This is a genomic window from Bradyrhizobium sp. UFLA01-814, from assembly GCF_046718885.1.
GTDB lineage: Bacteria > Pseudomonadota > Alphaproteobacteria > Rhizobiales > Xanthobacteraceae > Bradyrhizobium > Bradyrhizobium elkanii.
On the sequence record NZ_JAQOSR010000079.1, the window covers coordinates 1 to 17,950 of the forward strand.

A 17,950-nucleotide genomic window follows, 5' to 3' on the forward strand; every position below is an offset into this window, starting at 1 on the left:
ACACGAGGCGCTCCCTAACAAAGGCCACGCCTCGTTCTACACCGATTCCATCCAACCAATCAGCAGGGATCAAACACGAAAGCAGGGACCCATAACCACAGGGTTGCGTTGTTGAAGTGAGCTGTGGCCCGAGCGCTGGCTAAACAATTGGCATCGGTGGTTATGGGTCCCGGGTCGCGCGGAGCCCGTCATCGGGCGGCGCTTCGCGCCGACCCGTTGGCTTGCCCGGGACGACATCGAATATGTGGCGCTCGCGTGAGTCATACATCCGCATCCTCGCGGCGCGCTGCATCCGAGTCTTGCGTTTACTTGCCTCCCCCTGGAAGCAGAGGGCGCCCCGGAATGACGGTGAAAGCTTCAGGTCGAAATCGGATGACCGGCAGAAATCTTGACGGCAACATCGCGGCGTGTGTTACACCTCGAAAGCAACAGGGACGTGCGCATGACATCCACCGTCGATCTCGCCAAACTGCACATTGACGACTTCACGCCGCATCAGGATGCTGAGTTCGAGATGCAGGCGGCGGATCGCGCGGTGGCGCTGAAGCTCGCCAAGGTCGAGCCCGCGGGCAACAGCGGCCGGCCGGGCGGTGCGTTCTCGCTGTTGTTCACGGGCCCGAAGGGCGCGTGGCTGCCGCAGGCGATCTATCCGGTGCGGCATCCGGCGCGGGGCGTGATGGAGATCTTCCTGGTGCCGATCGGCCCGCTCGGAGATGGCAATGGCTATCAGGCGGTCTTCACCTGACGGTCGGAAGCTCCTGCCGCCCGCCACCGCATCAGGTCGTAAACGCCCTTGTCTTCCTCGGTGATGAAGCCGAGCCGCCGGTAGAGCCGCATCGCCGGATTGAGCTTCTCGACATGGATCGAGACGTCCTTGCCGGCGGCCGCCCCCTCGTCGATCGCGTCGCGCAGCAGCGCCGCGCCATAACCCTTGCCGCGATGCGCCGGCATGAAGGCGATGTCGATGATGCGGTGCTGGCTCGGCCAGCGCTCGATGTAGAACCGGCCGATGTCCTCACCACCCTGCGCGATCACCAGCCAGTCGGCGTTCGGATAGTATTTCTGGTAATGCGCGTGCTGGGCACGGAATTGCTGATCGAGAAAGGCGGCCTTGTCCGCCTCGCTCCAGGGCACCGGCGCCAGCTCCTCGGCGCGGGTCGAGGCATAGAGCTGGCCGAGGAACGGCAGATCCGGCTCCGCCAGGCGGCGAAAGCGGCAGCCGGAAGCGGCCGCGCGCGTCCAGCCGAACGCTGGTGCGGGCGTGGTGCCTGGCGCGTCGAGACCCAAGACGACCTCAGCCGCGCGCCGGGAAGGCGCCCTGCAGCGCGATGCAGAAGTTCAGCGTGAGGTAAGGCTGCATGTTGTTGTGCTGCTGGTTGCCGCCCGTCATGCCGATCATGGTGGCGTTCATCTGCGTCAGTGTTGGCGTTGCGCTACCGGGCACATAGGCGAAGGCATTGGCCGATTTGCCCAGGATGCGGGTCGGGCTGGGGACCTGAACGTCAGCGACGTCCTGCGTGCCGACGTTCACAGGGTGGTTGTGAAGCGGTATCTGGTTTTGCAGCAGCGTCACATTGGGAGAGCCGGTGGTCTCTCCGAGGTCATACAGCGACAGCCCGGGGCCCTGTCCGGGCGCCGCCGGTGCGTTGCCCTGCATGTTGGGAAGCGCGAAGTTCGACGTGCCGTTGCCGCCATAGGTGACGCCGAGTAGTGAGAACAACGCCGTATTCTGCGAGATCGGCAGGATCTGACCGCCGCAGAAGGCCCAGCCCTTGGGAGCGAAGTTGAATGGAAAGATGCGGATCTCGGCGAGAAACTGATCGGACATGTCGTCGCGCTCCTAGCCCTGGCTCGGAAAAATGCCGTACAGCGAAATGATGAAGCTGACGCAAAGCAGCGGCTGCAAATTGCTGTGCGGCTGGTTCCCGCCGGTATTCGTCAGCATTCCGCTCGCCATCGGGCCATCGGGCGGCTGGCCGTCGATATACATGGCGATCGTACCGGTCGTCTGATCGAGAATATTTCCCTGCGGGTTCGACGCGGTGCCGGTCTGCTTCGCGGCGATGAAGGCGTGTGAATGCTGCGGGATCGTCTGCGTCGTGAGTGTTACGTTTTCGACGCCGCCAGTCTGTCCCATGACATAGGTCGTGCCGCTGCTGGCGGTGCCCGTGTGGATTGGCACACGGCCGCGCAGATCGGGGACCGCGAAGGTAGATTGGCCGTCGCCGCCATAGGTGGTGCCGATCAGATTGAACAGCGCGTCGTACTGGGAGATCGCCAACAGGCTGCCGTCACAGAAATTCCATCCGACCGGGGCAAAGTTGCCGCCGAACATACGGATTTCGCCTACAAAAGCTTCTGACATCGGCGCTTCTCGTCAATTCTGCGAGGGGAAAATGCCCTGGAGGGCAATGCTGAAATTGATCGTCAGGAACGGTTGCATGTTCTGATGGGCCTGGCTGCCGCCGGCATTGCCCACGGTCAAGGGATTGAGCGGGGTGATGTCGGTCGTCGACGTGCTGTAGCCGTTGTTGAAGGCACCGAGATAGGCACCCGAATCGAGCGGCTGGCTACCGTTGCTGTTGGTGGCGTTGGCCAAATGATTGTGCTGCGCCATCTCGTTGATCGTGAGCGTGTGACTCTCCTCGCCGCCGCGTTGGCCGAGCGCATAGCCAGCGCCCGTACTGATCGGCACCCGGCCCCGAAGGTCGGGCAGGCCAAAAGTGACGCGCCCATCCCCGCCATAGGTCGTGCCCAGCAACGAGAACAGCGCCTGATTCTGAGCGATGGGAAGCAGCTGGCCGTTGCAGAATGCCCAGCCCTTGGGCGCAAAGCCGAACGACATCATGCGGACTTCGGAAAGATACGGATCAGCCATAGGTCCTCCGCGAATACGTCGTACGATTTGTAAAAAATTCGAGACAATGATGCTGCGTATGCAACGTCTGCACGATAGCGTGTTTTACGGCCAGTGCAACCTCAACGATTGTCGGACTTCTGCGTTTTTTTTCGATTCCGCGGCCGCGTGAGTCATTCGCGGCTCGCGACGAGACGGTATCGCCGCTGGCGGCACCGTTGTCACGAATCGGACATGTCCACGCGGACATCATGAGGCGATTGAAATTTACTGGTATCCGTCAGCGGCAACGCCTGCCGAAACGGTTCGGCAGGCGCTGTGCGGTCGATACGGCGTCCGATCAGACGATCAGGTCATGGTGCGGCTGGGCGTGATTGTCGGCCGGCGTGCCACCCATGGCCGCGAACACCGTCTCGTGGCCGACCCACCAGGGGGGGCCGGCATTGGCGTGCCCGCTGAACAGATCGGAAAAGGCCTGGGTGTTCGCGGCCAGGTCCGCATGGCCGGTGTTGGCCTGCGAGGGCGTCTGGGTGAACGACGAGAAGTCGAAGCCGTCGCGGTTGAGATTTGCGGATGTGTCGCTCTGCATAGGCATCGCCTTCGCCGATCCCACGTTGGCTTGCGTGACATCCGCCGCAGTTGGCAGCCGCCGCTCGCCGTCGGCGAGACTGATATACATCAAGTCGTTGACATCCGATGACGACGTCAGGTCGGGGAGCCCGAGCACGTGTCCCAATTCATGGACCACGGCGGTCAATAGATCGAGATGACCTGCTGCGGCTGTCGACGGATCGGTCTGCAGATCGGAGCCGGAAGCGTTGAGCGCGTGGGTGAACTCAAAATTGTCCAACGGTGTCGAATCGACGAACCAGCCATGGCCGGCGGCATCGGTATCGATCGTGATGTGGCCGGCGCTTTCCAGGCCGACGACCTGGCCGGCGAGATCAGCGACGCTGAAGGTCACGGCACGCAGCGCGGCGAGTTGATCCGCGTCTGCGCCAGCCTTTGCCCATTGGGTAATGGCCGCTGAGACGACCGAGTCGAGCTCGCTCTGTGTCAGGTGGGTTTCGCCCGGGGTCGCGACGGCGGCCTGCACGCCGCCGTCCGCGGCGAGCAGCGGCGATGAGCCGAACCCGTGTGTGCTGCCCGCCGTGACGCTGAATGTCGGCGCCGTGGTGACCGTATTGTGCGCCAGGACGTAACTCGAAATCGCGGCGGTATCGGTCGCGCCGCCGCCATAGGACGAACCATCGCCCGCGTGCAGGCCGACGGTGGTGTCGAACCGATCGCGCAGCCGGATATCGGTGCCGCCATTCGCGCCCGAACCGAGGAACTGATTTTCCTGGGCGCCGGTGCCGCCCAGCGTCAGCGAGACGCTTTGCGCATCGCCCGCGACCGTGCCGGCATTGAGTTCGAAGCCATGATTGCCGAACGTGCCGGGGTTGGACGCCGTGTTGCCCATGACGATCGCGGTCAATAGGGCGTTGCCGCCGTTCGCAGCGTCACCGGTCTGCAGTTCGATGCCGTCGTTGTTGTACTGATACAGATGGTTGTTGGTGATCGTGACGCTGGAATTGGCCCCGCCCATCGTGACGAAGCCGATGTCGCTGCCCTGGGCGGAGCCGCTGTTCGCGACGCCGGCGACGCCGATCGTGTTGGAATCGATCGTGCCGTTGAACGAGCTTGCTCCCGATCCCGTGCTGATGGCGAGCGCGGTGCCGAGGGCATCACGCATGGTATTGTTGGCGATATTGAAGGTCAGGTTGGCGTGGTCGCCGGTCCCGCCGGAGCTGATGGTGATGCCGCCGCCGCCCGAGACGATGTTCTGGTTGTTGTTCGAGAAGCTGTTTCCGTTCAGCACGAGGTCCGAGCTGACGCCGCCGTGCAGATCGAGCTGGAACAGATCGCCGCGCGCCGACGTGAATGTCGAATTCTGAACGGTCGCGTTGAATGTTCCGTCGGTGGCCTGGAACACCAGGGCATCGCCTGAGCTGTTCCCGGCCGCCGAATTGGTCGCGAAGGTCGAGCCGGTGATGGTGATGCGGTTGAGTATCTGACCGCTGTTATTGAAGACGTGAAACGCATCGAGCGCCGCGCCCGTGAAGGTCGAATTCGTCACCGACGCCGTGCCGGACAGGCCGGTGAAGTAGACGTCGCCCTCGCCGATGCCGCCGACGCTGGTGCCGTTCGTGCCGGTCACCGTGGTGTTGCCGAGGGTAAAGCCGGTGACGTTGGTGCCGACGATGCCGTAGTTCTGGAAGTCGTGCATCGCCAGATAAGAGAGCTGAACGTCCTTGGTGTTGTTCAGATAGACGCCGCTGCCCTGCGCGGTGCTGCCGTCGGCGCCGGTCTTGTTGGCGATGGTGCCGCCGCTGCCGGCCGTCGAACCGTCGCCGGTGATGTGCAGGCCGCCATTGCCGGCGGCCGTGCCGGTATTCGACAGGATGATGCCGTTGTTGGACCCTCCGCTCGAGGTGATGCTCTTGAGGATGAGGTTGGACGAGCCGATCTGGGTGTTCTCGACATCGAGCGCGGTGCCGGTGCCTGACGTGATGGAGTTGTTGGTGCCGGTCAGCGTGATGGTGCCGCCATGCGTGAAGCTCATGCCGGTGCCGCTGGCGGTCTTGACCGTGATGTCGGACATCGTGACGGTGCCGACATTGTTGTTGTCGTCGCTGATGCCCATGCCGGTCGAGGCCGAGGTGTCGATGCTGACGCCGCTGATGCTGTGGCCCGAGGTGCCGAGCAGGTCGATGCCGTTGTCGGCACCGGTCACCTTGATGACCGGATCGGTGCCGGTCGCGGTGTTCGCGGTCACCACGGCGCCGGTCACCGGGTTGGTGAAGGTCAGGGAGTGACTGCCGCCGACCAGGTTGACGCCATTGGCGAGGTTGATGCCGTTGGCCTCGGTATAGGTGCCGGACCTCAGCACGACATAGTCGCCCGAGCCCGCAGGATTGGCCGTGTTGTAGGCGGCGATCGAGGTGTATGGATCGGCCGCGGTGCCGAGATTGGCGCTGCTCGCGAGAGCCGTAGGCGAGTTGTCGATATAGAACACCTGCGGGACGACGCCGACATGGAAGGTCTGGGCACCCGACGTGAGCGGCCCGCCGGTGCCGGTGTTGCCGTTGTCGTTGATGTTCAGCGTGACGGTATCCGAGCCGGTGAAGCCGTCGTCGCTGTTGTAGGTCAGCGTCGCGAGCGCGGTGTTGACCTGCGCGACGGTGCCGGTCAGCGTCACCGTGTGGCTGCTGTTGTTGGTGAAGCTGGCGAGCCCGGCGGTATTGAAGGTCAGGTTCGCATGGCTTGAGGCAATCGTCGCCGTGACGTTGCCGCTCGCGGCATCGATGTCGGCGACCGAGAGCCCCGAAATCGCGAAATTGGTGTGCGAGAACGCCGTGCCGATCGAATTGTCCGCCGGCACCGACGCGGTGGGTCCGTCGTCCACGGCGGTGACGCTCCCCGTCGTTGATCCCGTCCCGGTGTTGCTGCCGCCATTCGCGGTACCGCCGTCATCGTGCACGGTCAGGCTGTAGGACCGCGCGGTGGTGTCGGGGTTTTCGCTGGTGTTGTTGAACTGGATCAGGTCCAGCGCCGCATTGTAGTGCGCGAGCGTGTCGGTACCGCTGAAACTGATCGTTTCGGTGCCCGCGGTGCTGGTGATCTCGAAGTGGATACCGCCGATATCGCCGCTGTTACCGGCGTGGCCGGCGATCGACAGCGCATCCGACGGCTTCAGATTGTTCAGCACGAAGGTCGCATCGGTCAGGTTGTTGCCTTCGGCGTCCGTGATCGTCAGGTTCGGCGTGATCGTGACCGGCGTCGAGTTCGCTGCCGGCGTGCCGTTCGGCGGCTCGGAGAAGCCGGTAATGGCACCGAAGCTCACGACCGGCGCATCGTTGACCGGCGTGACATGGATGGTCGAGGTCGAGCTGTTGCTGCTGTCGGTGCCGTCGGTGACCGTAAAGCTGACGGTGCGATCCGCCCCGGACGGGTTGTCGCTCGAGTTGAAATAGGTAATGGAATCGAGCGCGGCCTTGTAGTTGGCGACGCTGGAGGAGCCGGTCAGCGTCAGCACGCCGGTCGCGGAATTGTAAGAGCCGGTGATACCGTTCTGGTTGACGAAGCCCAGCACGTCCTGGCCGGCGGCGAAGCCACCGGTGATCTGCACCGTCGCGCCGGTCAGATTGGCGCTGTCGACGTCGGTCACGTTGACCGACGCATCGATCACGGTCGCGACCTGGTTTTCGGTGTAGTTCAGCGTGCCGCCGGCGGTCGTGACCGGCGGATCGTTGACCGGCGTGACGTTGATGGTGCCGGTGACCGGCGTGGAGGTCGCCGCGCCGTCGTTTGCGATGATCGTGACGGTGCGCGCCAGGCCCGACGGGTTGTCGCTGGTGTTCTGATAGGTCACCGAGGCGAGCGCGGCCTGATAATCGGCGACGCTGGCGGTGCCCGTCAGCGTCAGCATGCCGGTTCCCGCATTGAACGAGCCGGTGATGCCGTTCTGGGACGTAAAGGCGAGGACGTCCTGACCGTTCGCGTAGTTGCCGGTGATCTGCACCGTCGCGCCGGTCAGCGTAGTGTTGTCGACGTCGGACACGATGATCGCCGGGTCGAACGCGGTCGCGGCCTGGTTCTCGGTGTAGTTCAGCGTATGACCAGCGGTGACGACGGGCGGGTCGTTGACCGGGGTGACGTTGATGGTGTCGGTGACCGGCGAGCTGTCGAGCGTGCCGTCATTGGTCGTGATGGTAACGGTGCGCGCCAGCCCGGACGGATTGTCGCTGGTGTTGATGTAAGTCACCGATGCCAGCGCGGTTTGGTAGTTCGCGACACTGGACGTGCCGGTCAGCGTCAGCGTTCCGGTCGCGGCATTGAACGAGCCGGTGATGCCGTTCTGGTTGGTGAAGCCGAGGACATCCTGGCCGCTGACGTAGTTGCCGGTGATCTGCACCGTCGCGGACACCAGATTGGCGTCGTCGCCGTCGGTGACGGTGATCGTCGAATCGATCACGGTCGTAGCCTGGTTCTCGGTGTAGTTCAGCGTGTGGCCGGCGGTGACGACCGGCGCCTGGTCGACCACGACGGCGATGGTGAAGGTCTGCTGGCTGTGCAGCGTGCCGTCGCTCGCGTCGACCGTGACGTCATAGGACGGATCGGCAATGTTGATCTTGCTGGGATCGGCGACCGTGATCTTGCCGGTGGTCGCATTGATGGTGAAGCCGCCGCCGGAGGTGTCGCCGACCAGCGAATAGGTCACGGCGGGGCCGTTGACGTCGGTCGAGGATGCCGTGACGCCGGTTCCCGCGCCGACCGGCGCGTTGACCGCAACGCGGTTGGCGCCGGCGTCGGCATCGACCGGGGCCGACGGCGCGACGTCGGTGACGGCGATGGTGAAGGTCTGCGAGCTCGTGAGCAAACCGTCGCTGGCCTGCGCGGTGACGGTGTAGGCGTGCCCGGCCGGGCCTTCGTAGTCGATCTTGGAGCTGTCCGCGACGGTGATGACGCCCGTCGTCGCGTTGATGGTGAAGCCGCCGCCGGAGGTATCGCCGATCAGCGACCAGGTCACGGCCGGGCCGTTGACGTCGGTTGCCGACGCGGTGATGCCGACGGTCGAGCCGTTGGCAGCGCCTTCGGCGATCGTGTTGGTGCCGGCGTCAGCATCGACCGGGGTCGACGGTGCGGCGTCGTTGACGGCGATGGTGAAGCTCTGCGAGCTCGCCAGCGTGCCGTCGCTGGCCTGCGCGGTCACCGTGTAGGAATGGGTTGGGCCGCTGCTCTCATAATCGATCTTGGTCGGGTCGGCGACGGTGATGACGCCGGTCGTCGGGTCGATGGTGAAGCCGCCGCCGGAGGTGTCGCCGATCAGCGACCAGGTCACGGCCGGGCCGTTGACGTCGGTCGCGTGCGCGGTGATGCCGACCGCAGTGCCGGCGGCCGCGCCTTCGACAACGCTGTTGGCGGCGGCATCGCCGTCGACCGGGGTCGATGGCGCAACATCCGCGATGTTGATGGTGAATGTCTGTGAACTCGCCAGCGTGCCGTCGCTGGCTTGCGCGGTGATGGTGTAGCTGCCGCCCGAGCTTTCGAAATCGAGCTTGCTCGAATCGGCGACCGTGACGACGCCGGTTGCGGCATTGATGGTGAAGCCGCCGTTGGAGCTGTCGCCGATCAGCGAATAGGTCACGGCTGGACCGTTAATGTCGGTCGCCGACGCGGTGATGCCGACGGTCGAGCCGTTGGCTGCGCCTTCAACGACGGTGTTGGCGCCGGCGTCGGAGTCGACCGGGGTCGATGGCGCGACGTCAGTGACGGCGATTGTGAAGGTTTGCGAGCTTGCCGTCGTGCCGTCGCTGGCCTGCGCGGTGACGGTGTAGGAATGGGTCGGACCGCTGCTCTCGTAATCGAGCTTGGTGCTATCCGCGACGGTGATGACGCCGGTTGTCGCGTCGATGGTGAAGCCGCCGCCGGAGGTGTCGCCGATCAGCGCATAGGTCACCGGCGGGCCGTTGACGTCGATCGACGACGCCGTGACACCGACGGTCGAGCCGTTGGCCGCGCCTTCGGCGATCGCATTGGCGCCGGCGTCGCTGTCGACCGGGGTCGACGGCGGGGCTTCGGTGACGGCGATGGTGAAGGTCTGCGAGGTCGCAAGGGTGCCGTCGCTGGCCTGCGCGGTGACGGTATAGGCGTGGCCGGCCGCGCTTTCGTAATCGAGCTTGCTCGGGTCGGCGACGGTGATGACGCCCGTCGTCGCGTTGATGGTGAAGCCGCCGCCGGAGCTGTCGCCGGTCAGCGAATAGGTCACGCCCGGGCCGTTGATGTCGGTCGAGGATGCGGTGACGCCGACCGTGGTGCCGGCGGCCGCGCCTTCGACGACGGTGTTGGCGGCGGCGTTGTTGTCGACCGGCGTCGACGGCGCAACGTCGGTGACGTTGACGGTGAAGGTTTGCGTGCTGGTCTGCGTGCCGTCGCTGGCCTGTGCGGTGATGGTGTAGGCGTGGCCGGGCGCGGTTTCGAAATCGATCTGGGTGGGATCGGCGACGGTGATGACGCCGGTCGCGGCGTTGATGGTGAGGCCGTGGGCATTGCCGACCAGCGAATAGGTCACGGTGCCGCCATTGATGTCGGTGGCGTGCGCAGTGATGCCGACGGTTGTGCCGATGGCGGCGCCTTCGACCACGGAGTTGGCCGCGGCGTCGACGTCGGCGGGCGCCGACGGCGGAGCGTCGGTCACGCCGATCGTGAAGGTCTGCGTCGTCGAGGTCGCGCCGCTCGTGGCCTGAACGGTGATGGTGTAGGCGTGGCCCGGCGCGCTTTCGTAATCGAGCTTGTTCGGATCGGCGACGGTGACAACGCCCGTCGTGGCATTGATGGTGAAGCCGCCGCCGGAGGTGTCGCCGGTCAGCGAATAGGTGGTTGCGGGGCCGTTCGGATCGACCGCGGAGGCGGTGATGCCGACCAGCGTGTTGACGGCGGCGCCTTCGACGACGCTGTTGGCGGCGGCATTGACGTCGACCGGGGTGCTGATCGCGACGTCGTTGACGTTGATCGTGAAGCTCTGCGAGCTGACGCCGCCATGGCCGTCGCTGGCCTGGACCGTGATGGTGTAGGCGTGGCCCGGCGCGGTCTCGAAGTCGATCTTGGTGGAATTGGCGACGGTGACGATGCCGGTGTTGGGATCGATCTTGAAGCCGCCATTGGAGGAATCCGATGTCAGCGAGTAGGTGACGCCGGGGCCGTTGACGTCGGCCGATGACGCGGTAATGCCGACCGAGGTGTTGACCGCGGCGCCCTCGTTGACGGCATTGGCGGTGGCGTTGCCGTCGGTCGGTGTCGAGGGCGGCGCATTGCTGACCGCGATCGTGAAGCTCTGCGACGAGACGAAGATACCGTCGGTCGCCTGCACATTGACGACGTAGCTGCCGCCGGAGCTCTCGAAATCGACCTTCGAGGGATCGGCAATCGAGACCACGCCGGTATGCGGATCGACCTTGAAGCCGCCATGCGAGGAATCGGACACCAGCGAATAGGTGACCGGAAGACCGATCAGGCTGGTGGATTGCGCGGTGATGCCGACCGATGTGTTGGCTGCGGCGCCCTCAACGACCGTGTTTGCGCCGGAATTGGCGTCGGTCGGAGGCGACAGGAAGCCGGGCACCGGCGGATACGGCGTGCCGGGAGGGCAGCCCAGGTAAAGATATTGCAGACCATATGTATTGACGAACGCCTGCGCGGCCGGATCCAGAATGATATTGCCGCTCGGATCGAGGTGAAGCTCGGGGCGCGTTAAACCACCGATTGTATAGGCAGGTATGGTCGTCATGAGCACTCCCGCGATCGGCGCGAAGGCCGATCAATAACTACATTTGTTGGAGACGATGACGTGTGAAGCATTTCACACGTTGAGGTTGATCGCACGCGACCCGAGATCGCACCGGTCCGCTCGCAATATGCGGATACCGCGACGGTTGCGGAGTCCCGACATCAGCAAGATCAAATGCGCTTGCCATTACGTAATCGCTTCCACTCACTCACGCCGCGAGAAAAGCCCAATGAATGTTCGAGAAAAGCGCGGCGGCCAAGAAAATTTACCGGTTGGCAACCACGACCGTATTGTCGATGTTTCCGAGTGTCAATGTGTGTCCACGTGACACTGCGTCGTTAACCACGATTCGGCCATGCAGCGGGAGGTAGAGTATGGGGATTCGACCATTTTTAATCTTGTGCGACCCCCGGTGGTTTCTGCGCCGCAGACCGAATTGGCGTTGTGTGACGAATATGTGCGTTGATTCGCCTTGTGATTGATTCCCGGCGAACCGTCTGTGATCTCTCCTCACCCGAAAGGCCAGTGAATCTGTCCCTTCCCGTCGTCACGGCTTCGCGATCACGTCGTAAGGCTTTCAGACTACGCAACTATTTGCTTGATCCGGCGGCCATCTTGAACAGACTGGGGAGCGGCTACATCTGTGACGTCCGCTGCCGCGACATTGCGGTGGTCCATCCGCGTTGAATCACCGCAAGTCCAATTGCGACTTTGGTAGCCCTGCAATGATCCTGGGGGAGAGGGAATTGAGTTCGATTGACAGAACGGGACGTGTGGCTCCGGTGACCGGCGTCGAGCGTCATGCGCTTCGCCGCCGTGCCTCGCGCGGCCCGTCGCTCAGGCCTTGGCTCGGTCTTGCGCCGATCGGGCTGCTGGCCGGGCTGGCGCTCGGCGGCTGCGACAACAAGAGCGCGCAATCGCAGGCCGCGCCTCCGCCGCCGCCCGTGACCGTCGCGCAGCCGGTCAAGCGCACCGTCACCGACTGGGACGAGTTCACCGGCCGCTTCGAGGCGATCGAGGAGGTCCAGGTCCGCGCCCGTGTCGGCGGCTTCGTCAACAGCGTCGAGTTCAAGGATGGTGCGATCGTCCATGCCGGCGATCTGCTCTACATCATCGACCCGCGGCCGTTCGAGGCGGTCGTGCTGCAGGCCGAAGGCCAGCTCGCCGACGCGCGCGCCAAGGGCGAGCTTGCCAAGCGTGATCTCGAGCGCGGGCTGAACCTCGTGCAGACCAGCGCGGTCTCCGAGCAGGTCGTCGACCAGCGCCGCCAGGCATTGCAGGCGGCACGCGCCGCCGAGACCCAGGCCGAAGGCACGCTAAAGGCCGCGCAGCTCAACGTCGAATTCACCCATGTGCTGGCGCCGATCACCGGCCGCGTCAGCCGGCATCTGGTGACCCCGGGCAATCTGGTGCAGGGCAGCGAGGGCGGCGCGACGCTGCTCACCTCGATCGTGTCGCTCGATCCGATCTACATCTATTTCGACGTCGACGAGGCGACCTATCAGCGCAACAGCAAGCTGTGGTTCGAAGGCAGGCGGCCGAGCTCGCGCGACACGGCGAACCCGGTGCAGATCGCGTTGACCGGCGAAACCAAGCCCTCGCATGAGGGCAAGATGGACTTCCTCGACAACCGGCTCGACGTCTCGACCGCGACGCTGCGCAGCCGCGCGGTCGTTCCGAACAAGGATCTGTCGGTCCTGCCCGGCCAGTTCGGCCGCGTCCGCATCATCGGCTCGTCGCCCTATGAGGCGCTGTTGATCCCGGACAGCGCGGTTGCCACCGACCAGTCGCGCAAGATCGTGTTCGTGGTCAAGGACGACAACACGGTGGAAGCAAGAGCAGTCACGCTCGGGCCGCTCGACGATGGCCTGCGCGTCGTCCGCGAAGGCCTCAAGGCGGAGGATCACGTGATCGTCGACGGCCTGCAACGCGCCCGCGTCGGCGCCAAGGTGACGCCGAAGATGGCGCAGGCTCCGGCGGACTCCAAGCCCGCGGCAGGCGACAAGCCCACGGCCGCTGACAAGCCCGCCGCAGGTGCCAAACCATGAATCTCGGCAGGCTCTCCATCAACCAGCCCATCCTCGCGATGGTGCTGTCGATCGTGCTGCTGATCGTCGGCGCGATCGCCTATCCGACGCTGCCGGTCTCGGAATATCCGCAAGTGGTGCCGCCGACCGTCGTCGTCACCACGCAATATCCGGGCGCCTCGGCGCAGACCGTGTCCGACACCGTCGCCGCTCCGATCGAGCAGGAGATCAACGGCGTCGAGGACATGCTGTATCTCTACAGCCAGGCGACGTCGAACGGCCAGCTCACCATCACCGCGACCTTCAAGCTCGGCACCGACCTCGACAAGGCCCAGGTGCTGGTGCAGAACCGCGTTGCGATCGCGCAGCCGCGGCTGCCCGAAGAGGTGCAGCGCAACGGCGTGACCACGCGCAAGAACTCGCCCGACATCCTGATGGTCGTGTTCATGCTGTCGCCCGACGACACGTTCGACCAGCTCTACATCTCCAACTACGCGCTGCTGCAGGTCCGCGACCAGCTGTTGCGGCTCGATGGCGTCGGCGACATCCAGATGTTCGGCGCGCGCGATTACTCGATGCGGCTGTGGCTCGATCCCGACCGGATCGCCAATCTCGGTCTGACATCGACCGAGGTGCTGGCGGCGATCCGGGCGCAGAACCTGCAGATCGCCGGCGGACAGATCGCCGAGCCGCCGATCGCCGATCGCGCATTCCAGCCGAACCTCGTCTTCACCGGCCGCCTCAAGGACATCAGGCAGTTCGAGGACATTGTGGTGAAGGCCGGCTCCGACGGCCGCACGGTACGTCTGCGCGACGTCGCCCGCGTCGAGCTCGGCGCGCTGTCCTACGCCACCAACAGCTTCCTGCTGCGCAAATCCGCCGTCGCGCTGCTGGTGACGCAACGGCCCGGATCGAACGCGCTCGCCACCGCCAAGAGCATCTCCGACACGATGGAGCGGATGAAGGCGAGTTTCCCGAAGGGGCTCGACTACAATATCGGCTACAACCCGACCGAATTCATCGCCCAATCGGTCCACGAGCTGATCAAGACGATCTACGAGGCGATGGCGCTCGTCGTCATCGTGGTGCTGGTGTTCCTGCAGGGATGGCGGCCTGCGATCATCCCGATCATCGCGATCCCGGTGTCGCTGGTCGGCACCTTCGCGGTGATGGCCGCGCTCGGCTTCTCGATCAACAATCTGACGCTGTTCGGTCTGGTGCTCGCGGTCGGCATCGTGGTCGACGACGCCATCGTGGTGGTCGAGAATGTCGAGCGACATCTCGAGCACGGCATGAGCAGGCGCGACGCCGCGCTCAAGACCATGGAGGAGGTTGGCGGCGCGCTGGTCTCGATCGCGCTCGTGCTGTGCGCGGTGTTCGTGCCGACCGCCTTCCTCGGCGGCATTTCCGGGCAGTTCTTCCAGCAATTTGCGGTGACGATCGCGGTCGCGACCGCGATCTCCTGCTTCTGCTCGCTGACCCTGTCGCCGGCGCTGGCCTCGCAGATCCTGGTGCCGCATGAGGAGAAACGCCCGCCGGCGCGCTGGAACATCATCGCGCGCGGCTGGGATAGCTTCACCGCGCTGTTCAACCGGGTGTTCGACCGGCTCGCGCACGGCTATGCATCGGTGGCCGACTTCGTGATCCGGCATACGGTGGTGATGCTCGCGCTCTACCTCGTACTGATCGGCAGCGCCGGCTGGCTGCTCGCGACCACCTCGCAGGGCTTCATTCCGGCGCAGGATCGCGGCTACGTCATCATCTCGGCGCAGCTGCCGGGCGCCGCGTCGCTGGCGCGGACCACCGCTGTTGTGCGCGAGATCGAGCGGATCGCGCTGGATACGCCGGGCATCGTTCGCGTCGCGGCTTTCGCCGGCTTCTCCGGTGCGACGCGCACGCAGCAGGGCAACGCCGCGGCGCTGTTCCCGGTATTCGACGAGCCGGAGGCACGCCTGAAGAAGGGGCTGACGGCGAACGCGATCACGGCCGAATTGCGCAAGCGTCTGTCGGTGATCCAGGGCGCCTTTATCATCGTCATTCCGCCGCCGGCCGTGCCCGGTATCGGCACCGGTGGCGGCTTCACCATCCGTGTCCAGGATCGCCAGGGGCGCGGACCCGAACTGCTGGCTTCCGCGACCGATGAACTGGTGACAGCCGCGCGCAAATCGCCGTCTCTCACGTCGGTGTTCTCGCCGTTCACCGCGAACACGCCGCAGCTGTTCGTCGACATTGATCGCGTCAAGGCGCAGAAGCTTGGGGTGCCGATCGCCAACATTAACGACACGATCCAGACCTATTTTGGTTCGACCTATGTCAACGACTTCAACCTGTTCGGCCGCACCTATCACGTTACCGCGCAAGCCGATCTGCCGTTCCGGAAAGACAGCCCCGATCTCGCGAGGCTGCGCACCCGCAACGTTGCCGGCGACATGGTGATGCTCGGCAGCATCGTGGACTTCAAGGACGTCTCGGGACCCGACCGCGTTGCGCGCTATAATCTGTACTCGGCGTCCGAACTGCAGGGTGAGCCGGCACCGGGCGTGAGCTCGACGACGGCGCTCAACACCATCAAGCAGCTCGCCGACCAGACATTGCCGAGCGGCTTTTCCTTCGAGTGGACCGACCTGTCCTACCAGCAGGTCACCGGCGCCAATGCCGGCCTCTACGTGTTCCCGATCTGCGTGCTGTTCGTCTATCTGGTGCTGGCCGCGCAATATGGCAGCTGGACCTTGCCGTTCGCGGTGATCCTGATCGTGCCGATGTGCCTGTTCGCGGCCACGATTGGCGTGCGTATCATGGGCCAGGACGTCAACATCCTGACCCAGATCGGCTTCGTGGTGCTGGTGGGGCTGGCCGCCAAGAACGCGATCCTGATCGTCGAGTTCGCGCGCGACATCGAGCTCGAGGGCCGGTCGCGGCTGGACGCGGTGATCGAGGCCTGCCGGCTCCGTCTGCGGCCGATCCTGATGACCTCGTTCGCCTTCATCCTCGGCGTGCTGCCGCTGGTGGTGTCGACCGGTTCGGGCTCCGAGATGCGGCAGGCGGTCGGTGTTGCCGTGTTCTTCGGCATGCTCGGCGTCACCCTGTTCGGCCTGATCTTCACGCCGATCTTCTACATGGTGGTGCGCAACCTCGCGGAAGGAAAGAACGAGGGCAAGCCGGCGGAGCCCAAGGCGACTGTGGCGGGTTGAGCAGCCTACACTTGTGTCCGTCACCCCCGCGCAAAGGCTTCGCCTCTGTCGCTGGAGGAGCCCGCGAAGCAGGCGTCTCGAAGGGTGCACGGCCACGAGCCGGGCCGTCGACCCTTCGAGACGCGCGTTCCGCGCTCCTCAGGGTGACGGGAAAGCAGCGAGTGCCTTCCGACGCAGCCCATACTTTTGGCTGAGCGGAAAGAGATGGGCAGGCGTGGGGTTATAAAATAATGTCGCGCCGATTTTCCTGATAGAAACTGCTGGGAGAGCATAGAATGAAGTCCGGATTTTTGGCCGCGGTCGCGGCTTGCAGCCTGATGCTTGCGGCGCCGGCGATGGCCCAGGGCGTCAAGATCGGCATCCTGAACGATCAGTCCGGCGTCTATGCCGACTACGGCGGCAAATATTCGCTCGAAGCCGCGCGGATGGCGGTCGAGGATTTCGGCGGCGAGGTGCTGGGACAGAAGATCGAGATCGTCACCGCCGACCATCAGAACAAGCCGGACCTTGCGACCGCGATCGCGCGACGCTGGTACGAGGTCGAGAACGTCGACATGATCACCGAGCTCACGACGTCGTCGGTCGCGCTCGCGGTGCAGGAGCTGTCGAAGGAGAAGAAGAAGATCGACATCGTGGTCGGCGCGGCGACCTCGCGTATCACGGGCGATGCCTGCACGCCCTACAGCTTCCACTGGGCCTATGACACCCGCGCGCTCGCCGTCGGGACCGGCGGCGCGCTGACGGAGGCGGGTGGCGACACCTGGTTCTTCCTGACCGCCGACTACGCCTTCGGCTACGCGCTGGAAAAGGATACCAGCGACATCGTCGTGTCGAAGAAGGGCAAGGTGGTCGGCTCGGTCCGCGTGCCGCTCAATTCGTCGGACTTCTCGTCCTTCCTGCTGCAGGCGCAGAGCTCGAAGGCCAAGATCATCGGGCTCGCCAACGCCGGCCTCGACACCACCAACTCGATCAAGCAGGCGGCCGAGTTCGGCATCGTGCGCGGCGGGCAGAAGCTCGCCGGCCTGTTGATGACGCTGTCGGAGGTGAACGGTCTCGGGCTCGAGGCGGCGCAGGGTCTCGTGCTCACCGAGGGCTTCTACTGGGACCACGACGATGCCTCGCGCGCCTTCAGCGAGCGCTTCTTCAAGCGCACCAGCCGGATGCCGAGCATGATCCATGCCGGCACCTATTCGGCGACGCTGAGCTATTTGAAGGCGGTGAAGGCCGCCGGCACCAAGGACAGCGAGGCGGTCGCCGCCAAGCTGAAGGAGCTGCCGGTCGATGACGCCTTCGCCAAGGGCAAGGTGCTCGCGAACGGCCGAATGGTGCACGACCTCTATCTGTTCGAGGTCAAGAAGCCCTCGGAGTCGAAGAAGCCGTGGGACTATTACAAGCAGATCGCCGTGGTGCCCGGCGACAAGGCCTTCTTCACCGCCAAGGAAAGCGGCTGCCCGCTGACCAAGTGAGGCGTGGCTGGCGAAACAAACATCGGTGTCGTCCCGGCGAAGGCCGGGACCCATAACCACCGATGTCGGTTGTTGTGCGC

The 17,950-nt window shown here is 64.7% G+C and carries 9 protein-coding genes; 4 read left to right on the forward strand and 5 right to left on the reverse strand.

All coding sequences use genetic code 11. The features are described 5' to 3' along the window. The first annotated feature begins 442 nt into the window (after nt 1-442). The gene (locus PMN64_RS23305; protein ID WP_245288904.1) at nt 443-745 is read left to right on the forward strand and encodes a DUF6916 family protein; all 303 of its coding nucleotides are present in this window, start codon (nt 443-445) and stop codon (nt 743-745) included. On the opposite strand, the gene PMN64_RS23310 is transcribed toward PMN64_RS23305, so the two are convergent. From PMN64_RS23310 to PMN64_RS23330, 5 genes are all read right to left on the reverse strand, one after another. Continuing rightward, complete coding sequence (locus PMN64_RS23310) at nt 727-1,287, reverse strand: GNAT family N-acetyltransferase (RefSeq protein WP_035633357.1); 561 nt, start codon at nt 1,285-1,287, stop codon at nt 727-729. The two genes, PMN64_RS23305 and PMN64_RS23310, sit on opposite strands and share 19 nt — an antisense overlap. Nucleotides 1,288-1,294: 7 nt before the next feature. After that, nucleotides 1,295-1,828, reverse strand: a complete 534-nt coding sequence (locus PMN64_RS23315) for a phage tail protein (RefSeq protein ID WP_028344248.1) — start codon at nt 1,826-1,828, stop codon at nt 1,295-1,297. Nucleotides 1,829-1,840: 12 nt separating this feature from the next. Next, nucleotides 1,841-2,365, reverse strand: coding sequence for a phage tail protein (locus PMN64_RS23320; protein ID WP_028344247.1), 525 nt, complete (start codon nt 2,363-2,365; stop codon nt 1,841-1,843). Between the two features lie 12 nt (nt 2,366-2,377). Further along, nucleotides 2,378-2,878 (reverse strand): phage tail protein, encoded by a 501-nt coding sequence (locus PMN64_RS23325; RefSeq protein WP_028344246.1) that lies wholly within the window; start codon nt 2,876-2,878, stop codon nt 2,378-2,380. A 319-nt stretch (nt 2,879-3,197) separates the two neighbouring features. Beyond that, a complete protein-coding gene (locus tag PMN64_RS23330; RefSeq protein WP_411782332.1) occupies nt 3,198-11,186 on the reverse strand; it encodes a cadherin domain-containing protein in 7,989 nt (2,662 codons plus the stop codon). 863 nt (nt 11,187-12,049) lie between these two features. On the opposite strand from PMN64_RS23330, the gene PMN64_RS23335 reads away from it, so the two are divergent. The 3 genes from PMN64_RS23335 (at nt 12,050) to PMN64_RS23345 (ending at nt 17,870) form a co-directional block, all read left to right on the forward strand. After that, complete coding sequence (locus tag PMN64_RS23335; protein WP_411782342.1) at nt 12,050-13,234, forward strand: efflux RND transporter periplasmic adaptor subunit; 1,185 nt, start codon at nt 12,050-12,052, stop codon at nt 13,232-13,234. Next, on the forward strand, nt 13,231-16,404 hold the full coding sequence (locus tag PMN64_RS23340) for an efflux RND transporter permease subunit (protein WP_411782333.1): 3,174 nt from the start codon (nt 13,231-13,233) through the stop codon (nt 16,402-16,404). The genes PMN64_RS23335 and PMN64_RS23340 overlap by 4 nt, the downstream gene beginning before the upstream one ends. 275 nt (nt 16,405-16,679) lie before the next feature. Beyond that, on the forward strand, nt 16,680-17,870 hold the full coding sequence (locus PMN64_RS23345; protein WP_028344242.1) for an ABC transporter substrate-binding protein: 1,191 nt from the start codon (nt 16,680-16,682) through the stop codon (nt 17,868-17,870). Nucleotides 17,871-17,950 lie beyond the last annotated feature (80 nt).

What these genes read in the sequence shown, in the direction of transcription:
- PMN64_RS23345 (WP_028344242.1), top strand. Translation starts at nt 16,680, where the DNA reads ATGAAGTCCGGATTTTTGGCCGCGGTCGCGGCTTGCAGCCTGATGCTT.
- PMN64_RS23305 (WP_245288904.1), top strand. Translation starts at nt 443, where the DNA reads ATGACATCCACCGTCGATCTCGCCAAACTGCACATTGACGACTTCACG.
- PMN64_RS23320 (WP_028344247.1), bottom strand. Translation starts at nt 2,365, where the DNA reads ATGTCAGAAGCTTTTGTAGGCGAAATCCGTATGTTCGGCGGCAACTTT.
- PMN64_RS23340 (WP_411782333.1), top strand. Translation starts at nt 13,231, where the DNA reads ATGAATCTCGGCAGGCTCTCCATCAACCAGCCCATCCTCGCGATGGTG.
- PMN64_RS23325 (WP_028344246.1), bottom strand. Translation starts at nt 2,878, where the DNA reads ATGGCTGATCCGTATCTTTCCGAAGTCCGCATGATGTCGTTCGGCTTT.
- PMN64_RS23315 (WP_028344248.1), bottom strand. Translation starts at nt 1,828, where the DNA reads ATGTCCGATCAGTTTCTCGCCGAGATCCGCATCTTTCCATTCAACTTC.
- PMN64_RS23330 (WP_411782332.1), bottom strand. Translation starts at nt 11,186, where the DNA reads ATGACGACCATACCTGCCTATACAATCGGTGGTTTAACGCGCCCCGAG.